This is a genomic window from Marinobacter maroccanus, from assembly GCF_002933275.1.
Taxonomy (GTDB): Bacteria; Pseudomonadota; Gammaproteobacteria; order Pseudomonadales; family Oleiphilaceae; genus Marinobacter; species Marinobacter maroccanus.
Window position 1 is genome coordinate 93,455 of sequence record NZ_PSSX01000012.1, and the last position, 17,501, is coordinate 110,955.

Here is a 17,501-nt window from a genome sequence, read left to right on the forward strand (position 1 = left end):
TAAAGCCGGTCCTGCAAAGTTTGAATCGATCGATGGTGGCACAATGGCCCGAGCCATCAATCGGAAGCAAATCAATAGGTTTTGCGCTATGATAGCGCACTGTTTTGCCCGGAGTCCTGTGTGCTGCAATTTATCTATTCCCAGCTTATTCGGCTGATTCTGCCGTTCATTCTGCTGCGCCTGTGGTGGAACGGACGTCGCGCTCCGGAACTCAGGCGTAACTGGTACCAGCGCCTGGGCATTGTGCCCCGGGCGAGCGGTACGGTTGTGTGGGTTCATGCTGTCTCGGTCGGTGAAACCATAGCGGCAGCGCCCATGGTCCGGCGATTGCTGGCCCGGAACCCGGGTATCACCATCCTGATGACAGCCATGACCGACACCGGCCTGGCCCAGGCACGCAAGATGTTTGGTGATCAGGTGCAGTACGCCTACGCACCCTATGACACGCCAGGTGCCATCAGACGCTTTCTCGACCGGGTCAGCCCCCGGATACTCGTTATAATGGAGACTGAGATCTGGCCGAACATGATCCGCCAGTGCCGTGCCCGCCGGGTTCCCGTTTTTTTGATCAACGCCCGCCTGTCAGAACGATCCGCCCGGGGCTATGAGCGTATTCGCGGCCTCGCAGCCCCAATCATGCGCAGTATCAGTTGGGTGGCGGCCCAGGCAGAGAAAGACGCCGAGAGGTTTCGGCGAATTGGCGTTGCGCCTGAGAAAGTGGCCGTAACGGGTAGCGTCAAATTTGACGTTGATATCCCGGAAGATGTGCGAGCTGCGGCTATGGCGCTCCGACAGGAGCTGGCGGGGCGGCCAGTCTGGATTGCCGGCAGCACCCACGGCAGCGAAAACGATCAACTGCTGGCGGCTCATGGAAAAGTTTTGGCAGAACATCCAGGCGCTCTGCTGATCCTGGTTCCGCGACACCCCGACCGCTTTGAGCCTGTGGCAGAAAAAGCGGTCAAGGAGGGGCTGACTCTGGCCCGTCGCTCCCTTGGAGAGGGCCCTGCCCAGGCCCAGGTGTATCTCGGAGATACCATGGGGGAGCTGATGATGCTCTACGGCGCCAGTGACCTGGCCTTTGTAGGCGGCTCACTGATCGAGCGCGGCGGCCACAACCCCCTCGAACCCGCCGGATGGGGAATTCCGGTGTTTTCCGGCCCGCATACCTTTAATTTCGAAACGATTTACCAGAGCCTGCTGGATGACCGGGGGGTAAAATTGGTTGCCGATGCCGATGATCTGGCCGCTCACGTCTCGTCTCTTTTTAGTAATTCTCAGGAACGTGAAGCGATTGGTCAGCGAGCGCTGGCGGTTGTAAACCAGAACCGCGGGGCTTTGGACAAGGTAGTGGATGGCATCATCGAGCGGGTGTGACGCACCTCTGGAACAAGACAGGGCGAGCCCGCAGGCTCGCCCTGACGGTCACCGGGTCGGGTCGTCCAGGGTTTCTTCCTCGTTTGCCAGAGCTTCGATGCCTGGTGCGGCCGCACTCAGCCAGTTGTTCAGCTCAATCAGATCCTGGGGGCTCAGGGTGCCGGCCGCCTGTTTTAGCTGAAGTGAGTTGATCACGTAGTCGTAGCGGGCGTTGGCGTAATCTCTCAGTGCAACGTAATACGCTCGTTCGGCATCCAGCACTTCGACGATGTTTCGGGTTCCAACCTCATAACCTGCGCGGGTTGCGTCCAGTGCGCTGCGGCGGGAAACGATGGTCTGCTCAAGTGCCGAGGCGGTCTCAACGTTGTTGTTGACGGTCAGGAAAAGGCTTCGGGTGTTCACCCGGACATCGCGGCGAACGGTATTCAATGACTGTTCCGCAACAGTAACCAATGAACGTTGCTGGCGAACACCTGCCTGTGTGCCACCCCCACTGTAGAGCGGCACGTTCAGTGTGAGGCCGATGGTCCCGCGTGTCGTGGTGCCATCCTGCTGACTGGTGATGGGCGCGTTGGCCGCGTCAATTCCGCTGAGATCTGTTTTCCCGTAGGACGCATTCAAGTCCACAGTCGGGTAGTGGCCAGCCTTGGCTTCCCGAAGGCCGGCTTCATTGGCATTGAGCTCGAAAAGAGCAGACTGAATTGACCAGTTCTGTTCCAGAGCGGTTGCTTCCCAGGCGGACGGGTCCATGGGATCCGGACGGCCCAGAGGGAAGTTCTGGCGCAGGTTGTCCAGCTCCTCTGCGTACTCACCGGTCAGCCGGGCCAGTTGTTCCCGGGCCACGTTGAGCTGGTTTTCGGCTGCAATGCGCTGGCTTTTGCTGTCGTCGTAGCTGGCCCGCGCCTCATAGACCTCGGTAATGGCAATGAGCCCTACATCAAACCGTTCCTGAGCCTGCTCGTATTGGCGCTGGATAGCAGCCTCGGTTGCCCGGGCCGTGGTGACGGTGTCCCTGGCCCTCAGGACATTGAAGTAAGCGGTGGCAACGTCCAGGATCAACTGCTGCTGGGCCAGGTTGTATTCTGCGCGAGCCGATTCAGTCTGAAATTTGCTGGCGTCATAGCGGAACCAGGCGTCGGCCCGGAACAGCGGCTGCGTAAGCTGAACCCCGTAGTTCAGCTCCCGGTAGCTATTGTCCTGGTTGGGGCCATCCACATCAATGTAGTTGCCTTCACCAAAGGCGCCGATCTGAGGCAGTAATGCGCTCTGGCTGACATCGCTGGCCGCCTGCTGGGCTTCAAAGCTTGCCCGGGCGGCGGCAATGCCGGAGTCGTAGGAAAGCGCTTTCTCATAGGTCTCGACCAGATCCATGGAAAGGGCGGGCTGGGCCGCCATGAGGCCAATAAGTCCGGAAAGCAATCGCTTCTTCATTCTGTCTCCTGAATACAGTTACGCATCTTTGCCCGGTAGCCGGGGCGCGTATCGGGTTGGCGGGCACGCAACTTTGCCCCGGTTTTATGGGCTGACGGGTCTGGTTGGCCATTATGGACAATAATTGCCCGCAGCTCTACACTTGCAGATGGCACCCATTGTGGGTGTCATGCTTTACAGATTCGCGTCTTGACGGGGTGCTGGTCTGCTTTCCGAGAAATTTGGGGGCAGCCGGCTGAGATTGCATCGCAGAACCCGCGACCTGATCCGGATAATACCGGCGTAGGGATTTAAGACCACAGTGCTGACAGACCAGTGTTCCCCCCAGAGGGAATCCGTGTCGAAAGCTCCGTCATACGCGACCCGAAATCCAATGATTTTTCCGGGAGCGAATGATGACCAACTTGCCTGATTACCTCAGCGATTCCGCCCAGGTGGATTCCGCCGCCATTAAACCCCTGCCAAGTTCACGCAAAATCTACGTACAGGGTAGCCGACCCGATCTGCGTGTGCCCATGCGGGAAATTACCGTGCAGGACACGCCCACCGAGATGGGCGGCGAAAAGAATCCACCGGTTGTGGTGTACGACACCTCCGGCCCCTACACCGATCCCGATGCCACCATTGACCTGCGCAAAGGCCTGAAGCCTTTGAGATCTGAGTGGATTGCGGAGCGCGGCGATGTGGAAAAACTCCCCGGTTACTCCTCCGAGTTCACCCGCCGCCGCATGAAAGACCCGCAGCTCGACCCGCTGAGGTTTATGGACGAGCGCAAACCCCTGCGAGCCAAACCGGGCCATAACGTTTCCCAGATGCATTACGCCCATCAGGGCATCATTACCCCGGAAATGGAGTACATCGCTATTCGGGAGAATATGAAACTGCAGGAAGCCCGGGAGCAGGGGCTATTGAAAGACCAGCATCCCGGTCAGTCCTTCGGCGCCAATCTGCCTCCGGAAATCACACCGGAGTTTGTCCGTGACGAGGTGGCCCGCGGCCGGGCGATTATCCCCGCGAACATTAACCATCCCGAAATCGAACCGATGATCATCGGTCGCAACTTCCTGGTGAAGATTAACGGCAATATCGGAAACTCTGCAGTGAGCTCTTCCATCGAAGAGGAAGTGGAGAAGCTGACCTGGGGCATCCGCTGGGGCGCCGACACCATCATGGATCTCTCCACCGGCAAAAATATCCATGAAACCCGCGAGTGGATCATTCGCAACTCACCGGTGCCCATCGGTACCGTGCCGATCTACCAGGCCCTGGAAAAAGTCGGCGGCGTGGCCGAAGACCTGACCTGGGAAATCTTCCGGGATACGCTGATTGAGCAGGCCGAGCAAGGGGTGGATTACTTTACCATCCACGCGGGCGTCCGCCTGCACCATGTGCCTATGACTGCCAAGCGCACCACAGGCATTGTCTCCCGGGGTGGCTCCATCATGGCCAAATGGTGCCTGGCTCATCACAAGGAAAGCTTCCTGTACGAACACTTCGAAGACATCTGCGAGATCATGAAAGCCTACGATGTGTCCTTCAGCCTTGGCGATGGCTTGCGCCCTGGTTCCATTGCCGATGCCAACGACGCGGCCCAGTTCGGCGAGCTCGAAACCCTGGGTGAGCTCACCAAAATTGCCTGGAAACACGACGTGCAGTGCATGATCGAGGGTCCGGGCCACGTGCCCATGCATCTGGTGAAGGAGAACATGGACAAGCAGCTCGAGTGCTGCGACGAAGCGCCGTTCTACACGCTTGGCCCGCTGATTACGGATATTGCGCCGGGCTATGACCACATCACGTCCGGCATCGGTGCCGCCATGATCGGCTGGTACGGCTGTGCCATGCTCTGCTATGTCACACCCAAGGAGCACCTGGGTTTGCCCAACAAGGACGACGTGAAAACCGGCATCATTACCTACAAGATCGCCGCCCACGCCGCCGACCTGGCCAAGGGGCACCCCGGCGCCCAGATCCGCGACAACGCCTTGTCCAAGGCCCGCTTCGAGTTTCGTTGGGAAGACCAGTTCAACCTGGGGCTGGACCCGGATACGGCCCGCGCCTATCACGACGAAACCCTGCCGAAGGAGTCCGCCAAGGTGGCCCATTTCTGCTCCATGTGTGGACCGAAGTTCTGCTCCATGCAGATTTCCCAGGAGGTTCGGGATTATGCCAGGGAGCACGGTCTTGACGAGGTATCCGCGGTGGATGCTGGTATGCAGGAGAAATCCCGCGAGTTCGTGGAGTCCGGGAGCAAGCTTTACGACAAGGTTTGAACTTGAAGTAATACCCAACTAAAGGCTATCGTTCCAAGTCGATTCAACGACCGGACGAAAAATGGCCAAACCGTTCCAGTTCAAAGCCAACGACGTCAAAGTCGAAAAACGTGAAACCGTCTTCCAGGGCTTCTTCCGCATGGATAAGCTCTGGTTGACCCACCCGCGTTTTGATGGCCGGGACATGCCCGTATTTACCCGCGAACTCTTTATTCGTGGCGATGCCACCTGCGTGCTCCCTTACGATCCCGAGCGGGACGAAGTAGTTCTGCTGGAGCAGTTCCGCCTCGGTGCGCTCGGCCGCGACCAGTCGCCGTGGCTGCTGGAGCTCGTAGCCGGCATGAACGAAGACGGCGAGAGCCCGGAAGAGGTTGCCCAGAGGGAAGGCCAGGAAGAGGCCGGGCTTACCTTTGAACCGCTGGAAAAAATCTGCGATTACCTGGTTTCCCCCGGTGGCAGTACCGAGATGATTCACCTTTACTGTGGTCGCGTGAGCACCGAAGACGCTGGCGGGCTGTATGGTATGGAACACGAACACGAGGATATCCGCGCCCATGTGGTGTCATCCGACGATGCCATAGCGATGATCCACGATGGCCGTATCAACAACGCTGCCGCCATTATTGCCCTACAGTGGCTCGAGCTGAATCGGGCCCGTTTGAGGCAAGGGTGGCAGTGATGGGTGAGTGGAGCATGAAGCCCAAGCGATACGTTCCGGATTTGCGGCAACTGGGTGCCCTGTGTGATGGCAACTATCAGCGGCTACAGAAGTTGCGCCAGCTCGAGGTAGACGGCAAGCCTGTCTGCGAATTCGAGCTGCATCGGGAAAACCATTATCTGGGACGAGTCCGTATTCAGGTGCTCCAGACCGCGAGATTCACCGAAACCCTGCTGCTTGAGCAGGTCCATAACTCCGGGCGCTGGCTCAACAACCCCCAAATGACCGTGCGGGTCTACCACGACGCCAACATGGCGGAAGTGATCAGCTGCTACCGTGATCGCCAGATTGCCCCCGTCAATGATTACCCCAATCGCTTCATGCACCATCCGGACGAGAAAGTTCAGGTCAACGGTTTCCTCGCCGACTGGCTGGATTACTGTCTTCGGTTTGGTCACCTGCCCATGGAACATGCCGCCTGGTCTGCCGGTGAAGGCGTCGACTGAGGCGGCCTGTCACAGGCTCATCCCGTACTAAAGTGGTGTGGCGATAGCTCACCGATGTGCCATAGTTGTCAAAAATTGCAATATTTCGCCAAAGTCTGGCCAGAATGTGACCCCGGTTCGATTCGAAAGTGATAAATCCGCGAACCGGCGTCGTACACTTCGTTTAACACCACGTATTGCCAGCGAGTAAATCCAGACAGCCATGACCAACAAGGAACAAGCCCGGCCACTGCGGGTACTGCAGTTGACTGATCCACACCTGATGGCGCGTGCCGACGGGGATTTGTTGGGCGTAAAAACCCGGGAAAGCCTGCAGGCGGTTATTGCCGAAGTGCTTGAAGTCCATGGCCAGCCCGACCTGATCCTGGCTACCGGGGATCTTGCCCAGGACGGCTCGGAAGACGCCTACCGCGTGTTTGGCGAGAGCCTGAAGGCGTTTTCCTGCCCTTCAGTCTGGATTGCCGGTAATCATGATCATGGTGATAATCTCCTGAAAGTGTCTCGCGAGTATGATGCTGGTGAACGTCACGTGATTCAGGGTGGCTGGCAGTTCATCATGCTGGACTCCTCGGTGCCCGGTAAGGTCTTCGGAGCCCTGGCCGATTCGGAGCTGGCGTTTCTTGCGGAAACCCTTGAACAGCATCCGGACCTGCCGGCAGTTATTGCTCTTCACCACCACCCGGTCGATATCGGCTCTGACTGGATGGAAAAAATTGGCCTCACCAACCGGGATGCGTTCTGGCAGGTGGTCGATCGATTCCCTCAGGTCAGGCTCGTGTTGTGGGGGCATATTCATCAGGAGCACGTGCGCGAACGCAACGGTGTGCAACTGATGGCCACACCGTCCACCTGTATCCAGTTTACCTCGGGTTCCAGCAGGTTTTCGGTTGAGGATTTGCCGCCGGGCTACCGTTGGTTCGAATTCCACGACTCCGGGGACTTCACCACGGAAGTCCGCCGGGCCACAGATTTCCAGTTCGAGCTGGATCAGAACAGCACGGGTTACTAAACGCTTGCCCGCAGTTGCCGGGCGGCAGCGACCATGCTTCTCAAGGCGGGAAGCACTTCCTCCCACTGACGGGTTTTCAGGCCACAGTCCGGGTTAACCCATAGCCGCTCCGCCGGTATCCGCTCTGCCGCCTTCATCATCAACGATCGGATTTGCTCGCTGTCAGGGATGTTGGGTGAGTGGATGTCATAGACCCCCGGGCCGATGTCGTTCGGATACTGGAAACCACGGAAGGCATCGAGAAGTTCCATGTCCGAGCGGGAGGTTTCGATGGTGATGACGTCCGCGTCCATTCGGGCGATAGCTTCAATAATGTCGTTGAATTCCGAGTAGCACATGTGGGTGTGGATCTGGGTTTCGTCGCGAACGCCATTGGCGGCAATCCGGAATGCATCGATGGCCCAGCCCAGGTAGTTGTTCCAATCGGACTGACGCAGCGGCAAGCCCTCCCTCAGGGCGGCTTCATCGATCTGGATAATGCCAACCCCGGCGGCCTCCAAATCAAGTACCTCCTCACCAATTGCCAGTGCCAGTTGGAGGCAGCTCTCCCGCCGTGGCTGATCGTCCCGAACGAACGACCAGTTCAGGATCGTGACGGGACCGGTCAGCATGCCCTTCAGGGGCTTTTCGGTGAGTGACTGGGCATAGCGGATCCACTCGACGGTCATGGCCTTCGGGCGCGAGATGTCGCCGAACAGGATGGGTGGCTTCACGCACCGGGATCCGTAGGACTGGACCCAACCGAACTGGCTGAAGGCATAACCGTCCAACTGTTCGCCGAAATACTCGACCATGTCATTGCGCTCGGCTTCGCCGTGAACAAGCACGTCGAGTCCGAGGGCCTCCTGCTCGGTAATACAGCGGCGCACTTCCTCGCGAATCCGGGCGTTATAGTCCGCCTCGGTAAGTTCGCCCTTGCGGAACTGCAGGCGGGTCTGGCGGATATCCCGCGTCTGGGGAAAGGACCCAATGGTGGTGGTAGGGAAGCGAGGTAAACCAAGCTTCTGCTGTTGGGTGTTGATGCGGTCCGGATACGGGCTTTGGCGCTGGCCGAATACCGGGCTGATGTCCGCTATTCGGGCCCGGACAGAGGCATCATGCACTCGTTCGGACGTTTCCCGGCTGTTCACGGCGAAAGCCGATTCTGCCAGCTGTTCGCGAACGGCTGTTCTGCCATGATTTAACGCCGTGGAGAGCGTATTCAGCTCATCCAGCTTTTGAATTGCAAACGCCAGCCAGCTGCGGATTTCCGGATCCAGCGTTTCTTCGCTCGCGAGATCGACAGGCACATGGAGCAGTGAGCAGGATGGCGCAAGCCATAGGCGGTCTCCCAGTTTTTCATAGACCGGTTCCAGCCAGTCGAGGGTTTTCTCCAGGTCCGTTCGCCAGATATTCCGGCCATTGACGACACCCAGAGACAGTTGCTTGTGCGCAGGCAGCCAGTCAACGACACGGGCGACTTCCTGCGGGGCACTGATGGCATCCAGATGCAATCCTGCCACGGGAAGCTCACAGGCCAGCTGCAGGTTTTCACGCAACTCACCGAAGTAAGTGGTTACCAACAGCTTGGGCGCGCTGGTTTTAAGGTGGTGGTAGGCCAGGCTGAAGGCGTGGCGCCAGTCTGCGTCCAGGTCGTTTACAAGCGCGGGTTCGTCCACCTGAACCCACTCAATGCCATGGTCTGCCAGCAGGTCCAGAAGCTGTGAGTAAACAGGCAGCAGCGACTCCAGCAGCAATAGCCGGTCGCTTTCGTCTTTGGCTTTGCCCAGCCAGAGATAGGTGACCGGTCCGATGATCACCGGCTTGGGAGAATGTCCCTGGGCCCGCGCCTCAGTGATCTGTTCGATCAGCCGGTTGGCATTGAGCTGGAAACAGGTGTGCTGTTGAAACTCGGGCACGATGTAGTGGTAATTGGTGTCGAACCACTTGGTCATTTCCCCCGCCTGAACACCACAGCATGCTGATTCCTGCCCGGAGCGGCCCCGGGCCACCCGAAAATAGCGGTCAAGCTCGCTGCCCCCCGTATCGCTAACCCGCTCGGGCAGGTTGCCCAGGGTAAAAGTCATGTCCAGAACCTGATCGTAAAAGGAGAAATCGCCCACGGGTACCCGGTCAAGGTGCTGTTGATTCTGCCAGTGTCTGCGCCGAAGATCGGCACCGGTAATCTGCAGGTCCTCCTCGCTGATCTGGCTTTTCCAGAAGGCTTCCTGGGCGAATTTCAGTTCACGGCGGGCGCCAATACGGGGGAAGCCGAGAGAGTGTGTAGTTACCATGATGTGTCCTCTGCTTGGTTCTTTGGATTGCAACAAGGGCAGAGTATCTGTCTGGGTAGATGAAGAATAATGGTATTATTTCAGACAACGATGAATATTAGTCATATATGGGGTGTCGATGATCGAGCGGAGCCATCTGGAAATTCTCAGGGCGGTCAATCAGCAGGGTTCTCTGACGTCAGCTGCCGAACGCCTGCATCTGACCCAGTCTGCCCTCAGCCATTCCATTCGTAAGCTAGAACAGCTGCTGGGTACCGACATCTGGGTGCGGGAAGGGCGGCAGCTCAGGCTCACTCAGTCTGGTGAGTATTTGCTGTCACTCGCCAACAGACTGTTGCCGCAGATGGAGCATGCGGAAATGCTGATTGGTCAGTTTGCCAGGGGGCAGCGTGGCACGCTGCGCATCGGGATGGAGTGTCATCCGTGCTATCAATGGTTGCTGAAAGTGGTCGGGCCCTACCTGGAAGACTGGCCCGGGGTGGATGTGGATGTGAAGCAGAAATTCCAGTTCGGCGGCATTGGCGCACTGTTTGGTCACGACATCGACATGCTGGTGACTCCGGACCCGTTGCACCGCCCGGGCCTGGTTTTCGAGCCTGTGTTCGACTACGAGCAGGTGCTGGTGGTGGCAGCGGATCATGCCCTCGCAGATAAGGCGTGGGCTGAACCCGAGGATCTGGAGCAAGAGACCCTGATCACCTACCCGGTAGAGATCGAGCGCCTCGACATCTACACGCGGTTCCTGTTGCCGGCCCATGCCAGTCCGGCACGGCATAAAACCATTGAGACCACCGATATCATGCTGCAAATGGTCGCCGCAGGCCGCGGGGTAGCCGCGCTTCCGCGCTGGTTGGTGGAGGATTACGGTTCCCGAATCCCGGTTCTGCCGGTGCAGTTGGGGGAGTCCGGGATTCCCAAACAGATTTTTCTGGGCCTTCGGGAGCGTGACCGGGAGGTGGATTACCTGAATTCGTTCATGAAGCTGGCACGTGAGGTTCGCTGGAGTTAACGTCTTCAGTTAAACTGCGCAAAAAATTCGTTCAGGAAACCAGACTATGAGTGAGATACCCGCAGACCTGAAATACATTGAGACCCATCAATGGGTTCGCGTGTCCGATGACGGCACGGCGACGGTTGGCATTACCGATTTTGCCCAGGAGCTACTGGGTGATGTGGTTTACATCGGGGTTCCGGATGTAGGCGCCACCGTTAATGGTGGTGAGGAAGCCGGTGTGGCGGAGTCGGTCAAGTCGGCTTCGGATGTGTTCAGTCCGGTGACGGGTGAGGTTATCGAGGTGAATGAGAGCCTTGAGGATGAGCCGGAGAAGGTCAATGAAGATCCTTATGGCGACGGCTGGCTTTACAAGGTGCGGCTTGAGGATGCTGGTGAGCTGGATGGCCTGATGGACTCTGCGGCTTATGCGGAGCATGTGGCTGCCGAGGAATAATGCTTCGATTTGGGAGGCTGGCCTGACGGGGCGGGCCTTCCAAAACACGCTGTGAATACGTCCCTGTACGCTTGGCTCCGCCATCCCTGGCTCCGCACAGTTTTGGAAGGCCCGCCCCGTCAGCCCGTCGTACATCGGTATCAGTTTCAACTCATCTTGTATAATCCCTGTCTTTCCTTTCCAGGTGGTCTTTATGAATTTTCCGGTTCTGTATCTTCGAAAAGGCGCAGAGCGCCGTCTCCGTGCTGGCCATCTCTGGGTATACAGTAATGAGGTGGACACCCGTCGCAGCCCGCTGACGGATTTCGAGGCCGGTGTTCAGGCGGAGCTTCGGGCTTCCAATGACAAGCCTTTGGGGACGGTGTTTGTGAACCCCCATGCGCTGATTTGTGGCCGGCTGATCAGTCGCGACCCGGGCCATGGCATGACGCCGCAGCGGTTGACCCAGCGGATGGAGGCTGCGCTTGCGCTGCGGGATCGGCTTTTTGACAAGCCGTTTTACCGTTGGGTATTTGGCGACAGTGACGGGCTTTCGGGACTGGTGATTGACCGGTTTGATTCCACGGTGGTGGTGCAGATTTCCACGGCCGGTATGGAGGCCATGAAGGAAGCGGTTGTTCGGGCGGTTCAGCGGCTGGTGCATCCTGAGGCGATCATCCTCAAGAACGATGGCAAGATGCGCAAGGTGGAGGGGCTGGATACCTATGTGGAGCAGGCCCATGGTGCTGAAATCAGTCTGTTGGAAGTGGAGGAGAATGGTGTCCGGTTCGAGGTACCTCTGGAAGGCGGGCAGAAGACGGGCTGGTTCTATGATCATCGGATGAATCGTGCCCGTTTACAGGCCTATGCGCCGGGTAAGCGGGTCCTGGATGTGTTCAGTTACGTTGGTGGTTGGGGTATCCAGGCAGCCTGTGCGGGGGCCACTCAGGTAACCTGTGTTGACAGTTCGGCCGGTGCCATTGATTCGGTCCACCATAACGCCGGGCTAAACGGCCTGGACAATGTGGAAACCATTGAGGGCGATGCCTTCGAAGCCCTGAAGGCGCTGGCGGATGAGAAGGAGAAGTTTGATGTCGTTGTGCTGGATCCGCCGGCACTGATTCCCCGCCGCCGGGACCAGAAGGCGGGGGAAGAGGCCTATGCCCGGTTGAATCAGCTTGGTCTGCGGTTATTGGAGCGCGATGGCATTCTGGTGTCCGCGTCCTGTTCCATGCACCTCTCGCAGGAAAAGCTGGTGGACATCATTCGGGGCAGCGGCCGGAAGATCGACCGCTTTGTCCAGTTGCTGGAGCAGGGGCATCAGGCTCCGGATCATCCGGTGATTCCGGGCATTCCAGAGACCGATTACATCAAATCCTGCTTTGTTCGCTCACTAACCGGATTTTTCTGACCCCTTCAACCCCGAAGTGACATCACTTTCCAGCCGTTATCCCTGGCAAATCGCTCCAGGGTGGAGTCCGGGTCGACGGCCACCGGATTGTCCACTTTCTTCAGCAGCGGCAGGTCGTTGTGGGAGTCGCTGTAGAACCACGCCCCCTCAAGTGTCCTGTTGTGGGCAGCCAGCCAGTCATCCAGGCGCGTGACCTTGCCGTCCTGAAAGCTTGGAATGCCTGCCACTTCGCCTGTGTACCGGCCGTTGACCAGTTCTGGTTCAGTGGCAATCAAATGTTCGATGCCCAGGGCTTCGGCAATGGGTTCGGTCACAAAACGGTTGGTTGCGGTGATGATCATCAGGGTGTGGCCCTGCTCACGGTGGCTGTCCAGCAGCGCACTCGCACTGGCCTGCATCATGGGGCGCACCTTTTTCTCCATGAAGGCTTCCCGCCACGTCAGTAACTCCTCCATGTTGTGGTTAGCCAGCGGCTGAAGCGCAAAGCCGAGGTAATGCAGGATATCCAGCTCGCCGTTCAGGTATTCCTGGTAGAAACGGTCGTTAGCTCGGCGGTATTCCTCGGCATCAACGATGCCTTCCTCCACCAGAAATTCGCCCCAGGCATGGTCGCTGTCGCCGGCCAGCAGGGTATTGTCCAGATCAAAAATTGCGAGCGTCAAGCAGTTACCTCCGGTGATCACAGGGCTTGCAGGAAAACGCCAAGTCTACCACGACCTGTCCCCAACGGCTCCGTTTGCCGAACCCTTGGGATTCTGTAAGAATGAGAGCAACTTGGACAAATCCGACCGGTGAATTTTTGACCGGTCCACCGACTTTTGAGAGGACTGTGCCGTGATCGATTCAGACGGTTTCAGACCCAACGTCGGAATCATTCTGGCCAATCACAGAGGAGAAGTTCTCTGGGCAAGGCGAATAGGGCAGGACTCCTGGCAGTTTCCCCAGGGCGGCATCAAACATGATGAGTCCCCCGAGGATGCACTGTACCGGGAGCTTGGAGAGGAAATCGGCCTGTGTGCAAACGATGTGGAGATCATCAGTTGCACCCGAGGCTGGCTGAGGTATCGACTCCCGAGGAGGATGGTACGCCAAAACTCCCACCCCGTTTGTGTGGGCCAAAAACAGAAATGGTTCCTGCTGAGGATGTTATCGCCGGACGCGCAGGTTTGCGTGGACGGCACGGATTCACCGGAGTTCGATGGCTGGCAATGGGTAAGCTACTGGTATCCGTTGGGCCAGGTGGTCTCATTCAAGCGAGAAGTGTATCGACGCGCGCTGAGAGAGCTTGCGCCGCGGCTGTTCTACAACATGGAGCAGTGGCACAGGGCAGAGCAGAACCAGCGTTTACAGGAACACCAGAAATGACGGAATGACACCGCTATGCTGAGCATTCTGCGAAGTCTAGTACAAGAGGTAAACAGCGCCCGCGATCTGCAGGAGGCGCTGGATATCATTGTATCGCGGGTGCAGAAAGCCATGGGAACCGAGGTCTGTTCCGTTTACCTGCTCGACCCGGCCAGCAACCGCTACATTCTGATGGCCACCGAGGGTCTTTACCGCAAGGCGGTTGGCCAGGTGAGTCTGGCCTACTCCGAGGGTCTTGTCGGGCTCGTAGGATCCCGCGAGGAACCCATTAACCTGGAAGATGCCCCCTCTCATCCACGCTATCGTTATTTCCCCGAGACAGGGGAGGAGCGGTTCCGCTCTTTCCTGGGTGTTCCTATCATTCACCATCGCCGGGTGCTGGGCGTGCTGGTTGTTCAGCAGCGGGAAAGTTCCCGGTGCTTTGATGAGGGCGAAGAGGCCTTCCTGGTAACCGTTTCCGCCCAGCTGGCGGGGGTTATCGCTCACAGTGAAGCCACCGGCGCCATCAGCGGCCTGTCCCTGACCGGTGAGGAGGCGCACGATGTCAGCTTCAATGGTGTGCCGGGTGCCCCGGGTGTTGCCATCGGAAGTGGCGTTGTCGTGTATCCGTCCGCTGACCTTGATGTGGTTCCGGAAAAGCCCACTGACGATATTGATCAGGAACTGGCCCTGTTCGGAGCTTCGGTCAAAGCGGTCCGGGAAGATATCGAGCGGGTGGCCAAACGGTTGGCTTCACAGCTGCGTCCCGAGGAGCAGGCCCTGTTCGATGTCTATCTGAGAATGCTGGGTGATGATGCCATGCCCGGTGAGGTCGCAAACAAGATCCGGGAAGGCATCTGGGCCCAGGGCGCCTTGAAACAGGTGGTCCAGCAATACATCCGTCACTTCGAGATGATGGACGATCACTACCTGCAGGAGCGTGCTGTTGATATCCGGGATCTTGGCCGCCGCTTGCTGTCGCATCTCCAGGAAGGTGAGCAGAAACACCTGAATTACCCGGAACGGACGGTACTGGTCAGCGAGGAGCTTACACCCGCTATGCTCGGGGAGGTTCCCAAGGGGCAATTGATTGGCCTGGTTTCGGTCAAGGGCTCCAGTAATTCCCACGTCGCCATTCTTGCCCGTGCCATGGGCGTGCCCACGGTCATGGGGCTGGTGGATATTCCCGTTAACCAGCTCGATGGCAAAGAACTGATTGTTGATGGTTTTGAAGGCCAGATCTTTGCCTCGCCCTCTTCAGATCTCCGCTCCTATTACCAGGCGATCTGTGATGAAGAAGACGAGCTGATCCGTGGATTGGAAGTCCTCAAGGACAAGCCCTGTGAAACCACCGATCACCATCGGGTATCGCTGCTGGTCAACACCGGACTGATGACCGATGTTGTCCGCTCGCTCTCCCACGGTGCAGAGGGTATCGGCCTGTATCGGACGGAGGTACCGTTCATGATCAAGGACCGGTTCCCCTCCGAGCAGGAACAGCGTGAGTATTACCGGGAGCAGCTTGAAGCCTTTGCACCCAGCCCGGTAACCATGCGCACGTTGGACATTGGTGGTGACAAGGCGCTGACCTACTTTCCGATCAAGGAAGAGAACCCGTTCCTGGGCTGGCGTGGTATCCGGGTTACTCTGGACCACCCCGAGATTTTCCTGGTTCAGGTGCGGGCAATGCTCAAAGCCAGTGAAGGCCTGAACAACCTCCAGATCATGTTGCCGATGATATCCAATATCTCGGAAGTGGAAGAGTCCCTGCATCTGATTTACCGGGTGTATCACGAGGTTCGTGAAGAGGGCTACGACATTCATATGCCCAAAGTGGGTGTGATGATCGAGATTCCCGCTGCCGTCTATCAGATCCGCGAGCTGGCAGACCGGGTGGACTTTCTGTCGGTGGGCTCTAATGATCTGACCCAGTACCTGCTGGCGGTGGACCGCAACAACCCAAGGGTTGCCCAACTCTATCACTCCTACCATCCGGCGGTGCTTCAGGCACTGGTGCGGATCGCTCAGGACGCTCACTCGGTCGGCAAACCTGTTGGTATCTGCGGCGAGCTGGCTGGTGATCCCGGCGGTGCGCTGCTGCTGATGGCCATGGGCTACGATTCCCTGTCCATGAACGCGGCCAGCCTGCCCAAAGTCAAGTCGGTGATTCGCAGTGTCAGCCGGGAATGGGCCGTCCAGTTACTGGAAGACGTGCTGCTGCTGGATTCGCCCCACGTTATCAAGAGCTGTGTAGATCTGGCGTTGCGAAATGCCGGTTTTGGCCGCTATCTGAGACCCGGAAAATCAGCGGCCACGGCGGTATCGGAGGCCGCCGTCTCCTGATCACGACAATGGCTTTCGGCAATATAGGGTGTGCACTCTAAATACGGCTGTTATCTTGATTACTGATGTATCCGGCGGTCCGGCTCACGGACCCGCATTCTTTATCCGGAAAAGGGAAGGCTATGAGCTCGCCAGCTGATCATAAACCCGCTCCCCGCATCGGGCTTGCCCTTGGTGGCGGTGGTCCTTTGGGCGGAATTTATGAAATCGGGGCGCTCCGGGCGCTGGATGAGGCGCTTGATGGTCTCGATTTCAACAACATTGATGTTTATGTTGGCGTGAATGGTGGCTCTTTTGTGGCGGCGAATCTTGCCAACCAGATGACCACGGCGCAACTGTGCCGGATCTTCGTGCGCAACGAGGCCGAAGTACACCCGTTCCATCCGGAAGTGTTCTATCGCCCGGCTTTCCGGGAGATTGGCAGTCGTTTGCTGGCAATCCCGGGCCTGGTTTCGACGGCGGTGAGTCGCTTCATTAACAACCCCTACGATCAGAGTCTGCTGGAAGCCATGACCATCCTGGCTCAGGCAGCGCCGGCTGGATTGTTTGATAACGAGGGTCTGCATGAGTATCTCAAACGGGCCTTCACCATGCTCGGTCGCACCAACGATTTTCGTCAGCTCAAGCACAGCCTCTACATAGTTGCTGCCGATGTCGAGAGTACCGAGGCAGTTTGCTTTGGCGCTCCCGGTTTTGATCACGTACCCATTTCCAAAGCCATTCAGGCCAGTACTGCTTCGCCGGGCCTGTATGTGCCTGTAGAAATTGACGGCCGCTATTATGTGGACGGTACTCTGCGTAAGGGGTTGCACGCATCAGTGGCTTTTGAAGACGGTGCGGATCTGGTATTCGCCGTGAACCCTCAAGTGCCGATTGATGCCAGCGCCGCGGTCCGGGCGGGCTCCATGAAACCAGGCGAGCTGACCCGCTCAGGCATGCCGAATGTTCTGTCACAGACTTTCAGGACCATGGTGTACTCCCGGATGCAGTCGGGCATTGCCCAGTACGCCCGAGATTATCCCGACAAGGACATTCTGCTGTTCGAGCCTACCCGTGACGACGCCAAGCTATTCTTTTCCAATGTGTTCAGCTTCCAGTCCCGGAGAATGGTGTGTGAACACGCCTATCAGATGACCCGGCGGGATCTTCTGAGTCGTGCGGATCAACTGGAGCCCAAGTTGGCGAAATACGGCATCAAGCTTCGGCGGGATCGCCTTGAAGATGAGCAGCGGACGATCAGTACCAGCCTGTATGGCGAAATGCTGCCACTGTATGTGGCCAAGGGAAGGAAGAAAAAAGCCGAGAAGGGACGGTTGGCGAGCGGATTGGGAAACGTGTCGCACCTCTTCTCAAAGGCGCAGTAATATTGGAAGGAGTAAATCGGGGTCAGATGAAAACGGGGTCAGATGAACTCTTCATCTGACCCCGTTTTCATCTGACCCCATGTTCACG

At 57.9% G+C, this 17,501-nt stretch carries 14 protein-coding genes and 1 riboswitch; of the genes, 11 read left to right on the top strand and 3 right to left on the bottom strand.

Translation table 11 applies throughout. From position 1 onward, the window contains the following. The first annotated feature begins 120 nt into the window (after positions 1–120). Positions 121–1,374 (top strand): lipid IV(A) 3-deoxy-D-manno-octulosonic acid transferase, encoded by a 1,254-nt coding sequence (gene waaA / locus KEHDKFFH_RS13745; protein ID WP_104322423.1) that lies wholly within the window; start codon positions 121–123, stop codon positions 1,372–1,374. A gap of 48 nt (positions 1,375–1,422) precedes the next feature. Here waaA and KEHDKFFH_RS13750 read toward each other — a convergent pair whose 3' ends face one another. Next, on the bottom strand, positions 1,423–2,805 hold the full coding sequence (locus tag KEHDKFFH_RS13750) for a TolC family outer membrane protein (RefSeq protein ID WP_104322424.1): 1,383 nt from the start codon (positions 2,803–2,805) through the stop codon (positions 1,423–1,425). 183 nt (positions 2,806–2,988) lie between these two features. Further along, positions 2,989–3,112, top strand: a riboswitch (TPP riboswitch). An 88-nt stretch (positions 3,113–3,200) separates the two neighbouring features. On the opposite strand from KEHDKFFH_RS13750, the gene thiC reads away from it, so the two are divergent. The 4 genes from thiC to cpdA all read left to right on the top strand — a co-directional run bounded on the left by thiC (position 3,201) and on the right by cpdA (position 7,251). Continuing rightward, entirely contained in the window at positions 3,201–5,078 is a 1,878-nt protein-coding gene (gene thiC, locus KEHDKFFH_RS13755) for a phosphomethylpyrimidine synthase ThiC (RefSeq protein ID WP_104322425.1), read from the top strand. A gap of 61 nt (positions 5,079–5,139) precedes the next feature. Next, the gene (locus KEHDKFFH_RS13760) at positions 5,140–5,757 is read left to right on the top strand and encodes an NUDIX domain-containing protein (protein WP_104322426.1); all 618 of its coding nucleotides are present in this window, start codon (positions 5,140–5,142) and stop codon (positions 5,755–5,757) included. Beyond that, positions 5,757–6,242, top strand: coding sequence for a DUF1249 domain-containing protein (locus tag KEHDKFFH_RS13765; protein ID WP_104322427.1), 486 nt, complete (start codon positions 5,757–5,759; stop codon positions 6,240–6,242). The genes KEHDKFFH_RS13760 and KEHDKFFH_RS13765 overlap by 1 nt, the downstream gene beginning before the upstream one ends. A 202-nt stretch (positions 6,243–6,444) precedes the next feature. Continuing rightward, complete coding sequence (gene cpdA, locus KEHDKFFH_RS13770) at positions 6,445–7,251, top strand: 3',5'-cyclic-AMP phosphodiesterase (protein ID WP_104322428.1); 807 nt, start codon at positions 6,445–6,447, stop codon at positions 7,249–7,251. Here the strand turns inward: cpdA and metE are convergent. Further along, complete coding sequence (gene metE, locus KEHDKFFH_RS13775; RefSeq protein ID WP_104322429.1) at positions 7,248–9,524, bottom strand: 5-methyltetrahydropteroyltriglutamate--homocysteine S-methyltransferase; 2,277 nt, start codon at positions 9,522–9,524, stop codon at positions 7,248–7,250. The genes cpdA and metE overlap by 4 nt on opposite strands. 118 nt (positions 9,525–9,642) lie before the next feature. On the opposite strand from metE, the gene KEHDKFFH_RS13780 reads away from it, so the two are divergent. From KEHDKFFH_RS13780 to KEHDKFFH_RS13790, 3 genes are all read left to right on the top strand, one after another. Further along, on the top strand, positions 9,643–10,533 hold the full coding sequence (locus KEHDKFFH_RS13780) for a LysR family transcriptional regulator (protein WP_104322430.1): 891 nt from the start codon (positions 9,643–9,645) through the stop codon (positions 10,531–10,533). 46 nt (positions 10,534–10,579) lie between these two features. Continuing rightward, on the top strand, positions 10,580–10,972 hold the full coding sequence (gene gcvH / locus KEHDKFFH_RS13785; protein ID WP_104322431.1) for a glycine cleavage system protein GcvH: 393 nt from the start codon (positions 10,580–10,582) through the stop codon (positions 10,970–10,972). Between the two features lie 193 nt (positions 10,973–11,165). Then, a complete protein-coding gene (locus tag KEHDKFFH_RS13790; RefSeq protein WP_104322432.1) occupies positions 11,166–12,362 on the top strand; it encodes a class I SAM-dependent rRNA methyltransferase in 1,197 nt (398 codons plus the stop codon). Between the two features lie 5 nt (positions 12,363–12,367). On the opposite strand, the gene KEHDKFFH_RS13795 is transcribed toward KEHDKFFH_RS13790, so the two are convergent. Continuing rightward, entirely contained in the window at positions 12,368–13,024 is a 657-nt protein-coding gene (locus KEHDKFFH_RS13795; protein ID WP_104322433.1) for a histidinol-phosphatase, read from the bottom strand. A gap of 172 nt (positions 13,025–13,196) precedes the next feature. Here KEHDKFFH_RS13795 and KEHDKFFH_RS13800 point away from each other — a divergent pair, with 172 nt between their 5' ends. The 3 genes from KEHDKFFH_RS13800 (at position 13,197) to KEHDKFFH_RS13810 (ending at position 17,413) form a co-directional block, all read left to right on the top strand. Then, positions 13,197–13,727: an RNA pyrophosphohydrolase gene (locus KEHDKFFH_RS13800; protein WP_104322434.1), complete on the top strand. Its 531-nt coding sequence runs from the start codon at positions 13,197–13,199 to the stop codon at positions 13,725–13,727. A 15-nt stretch (positions 13,728–13,742) separates the two neighbouring features. Then, positions 13,743–16,049, top strand: a complete 2,307-nt coding sequence (ptsP, locus tag KEHDKFFH_RS13805) for a phosphoenolpyruvate--protein phosphotransferase (protein WP_104322435.1) — start codon at positions 13,743–13,745, stop codon at positions 16,047–16,049. Positions 16,050–16,171: 122 nt separating this feature from the next. Continuing rightward, positions 16,172–17,413 carry a patatin-like phospholipase family protein gene (locus KEHDKFFH_RS13810; protein ID WP_104322436.1) on the top strand — a complete coding sequence of 414 codons (1,242 nt, stop codon included), beginning with the start codon at positions 16,172–16,174 and terminating at the stop codon, positions 17,411–17,413. Positions 17,414–17,501 lie beyond the last annotated feature (88 nt).

Coding starts and splice junctions, on each gene's coding strand:
- KEHDKFFH_RS13750 (WP_104322424.1), bottom strand. CDS start 2,805: ATGAAGAAGCGATTGCTTTCCGGACTTATTGGCCTCATGGCGGCCCAG.
- thiC (WP_104322425.1), top strand. CDS start 3,201: ATGACCAACTTGCCTGATTACCTCAGCGATTCCGCCCAGGTGGATTCC.
- KEHDKFFH_RS13760 (WP_104322426.1), top strand. CDS start 5,140: ATGGCCAAACCGTTCCAGTTCAAAGCCAACGACGTCAAAGTCGAAAAA.
- KEHDKFFH_RS13765 (WP_104322427.1), top strand. CDS start 5,757: ATGGGTGAGTGGAGCATGAAGCCCAAGCGATACGTTCCGGATTTGCGG.
- cpdA (WP_104322428.1), top strand. CDS start 6,445: ATGACCAACAAGGAACAAGCCCGGCCACTGCGGGTACTGCAGTTGACT.
- metE (WP_104322429.1), bottom strand. CDS start 9,524: ATGGTAACTACACACTCTCTCGGCTTCCCCCGTATTGGCGCCCGCCGT.
- KEHDKFFH_RS13780 (WP_104322430.1), top strand. CDS start 9,643: ATGATCGAGCGGAGCCATCTGGAAATTCTCAGGGCGGTCAATCAGCAG.
- gcvH (WP_104322431.1), top strand. CDS start 10,580: ATGAGTGAGATACCCGCAGACCTGAAATACATTGAGACCCATCAATGG.
- KEHDKFFH_RS13790 (WP_104322432.1), top strand. CDS start 11,166: ATGAATTTTCCGGTTCTGTATCTTCGAAAAGGCGCAGAGCGCCGTCTC.
- ptsP (WP_104322435.1), top strand. CDS start 13,743: ATGCTGAGCATTCTGCGAAGTCTAGTACAAGAGGTAAACAGCGCCCGC.
- KEHDKFFH_RS13810 (WP_104322436.1), top strand. CDS start 16,172: ATGAGCTCGCCAGCTGATCATAAACCCGCTCCCCGCATCGGGCTTGCC.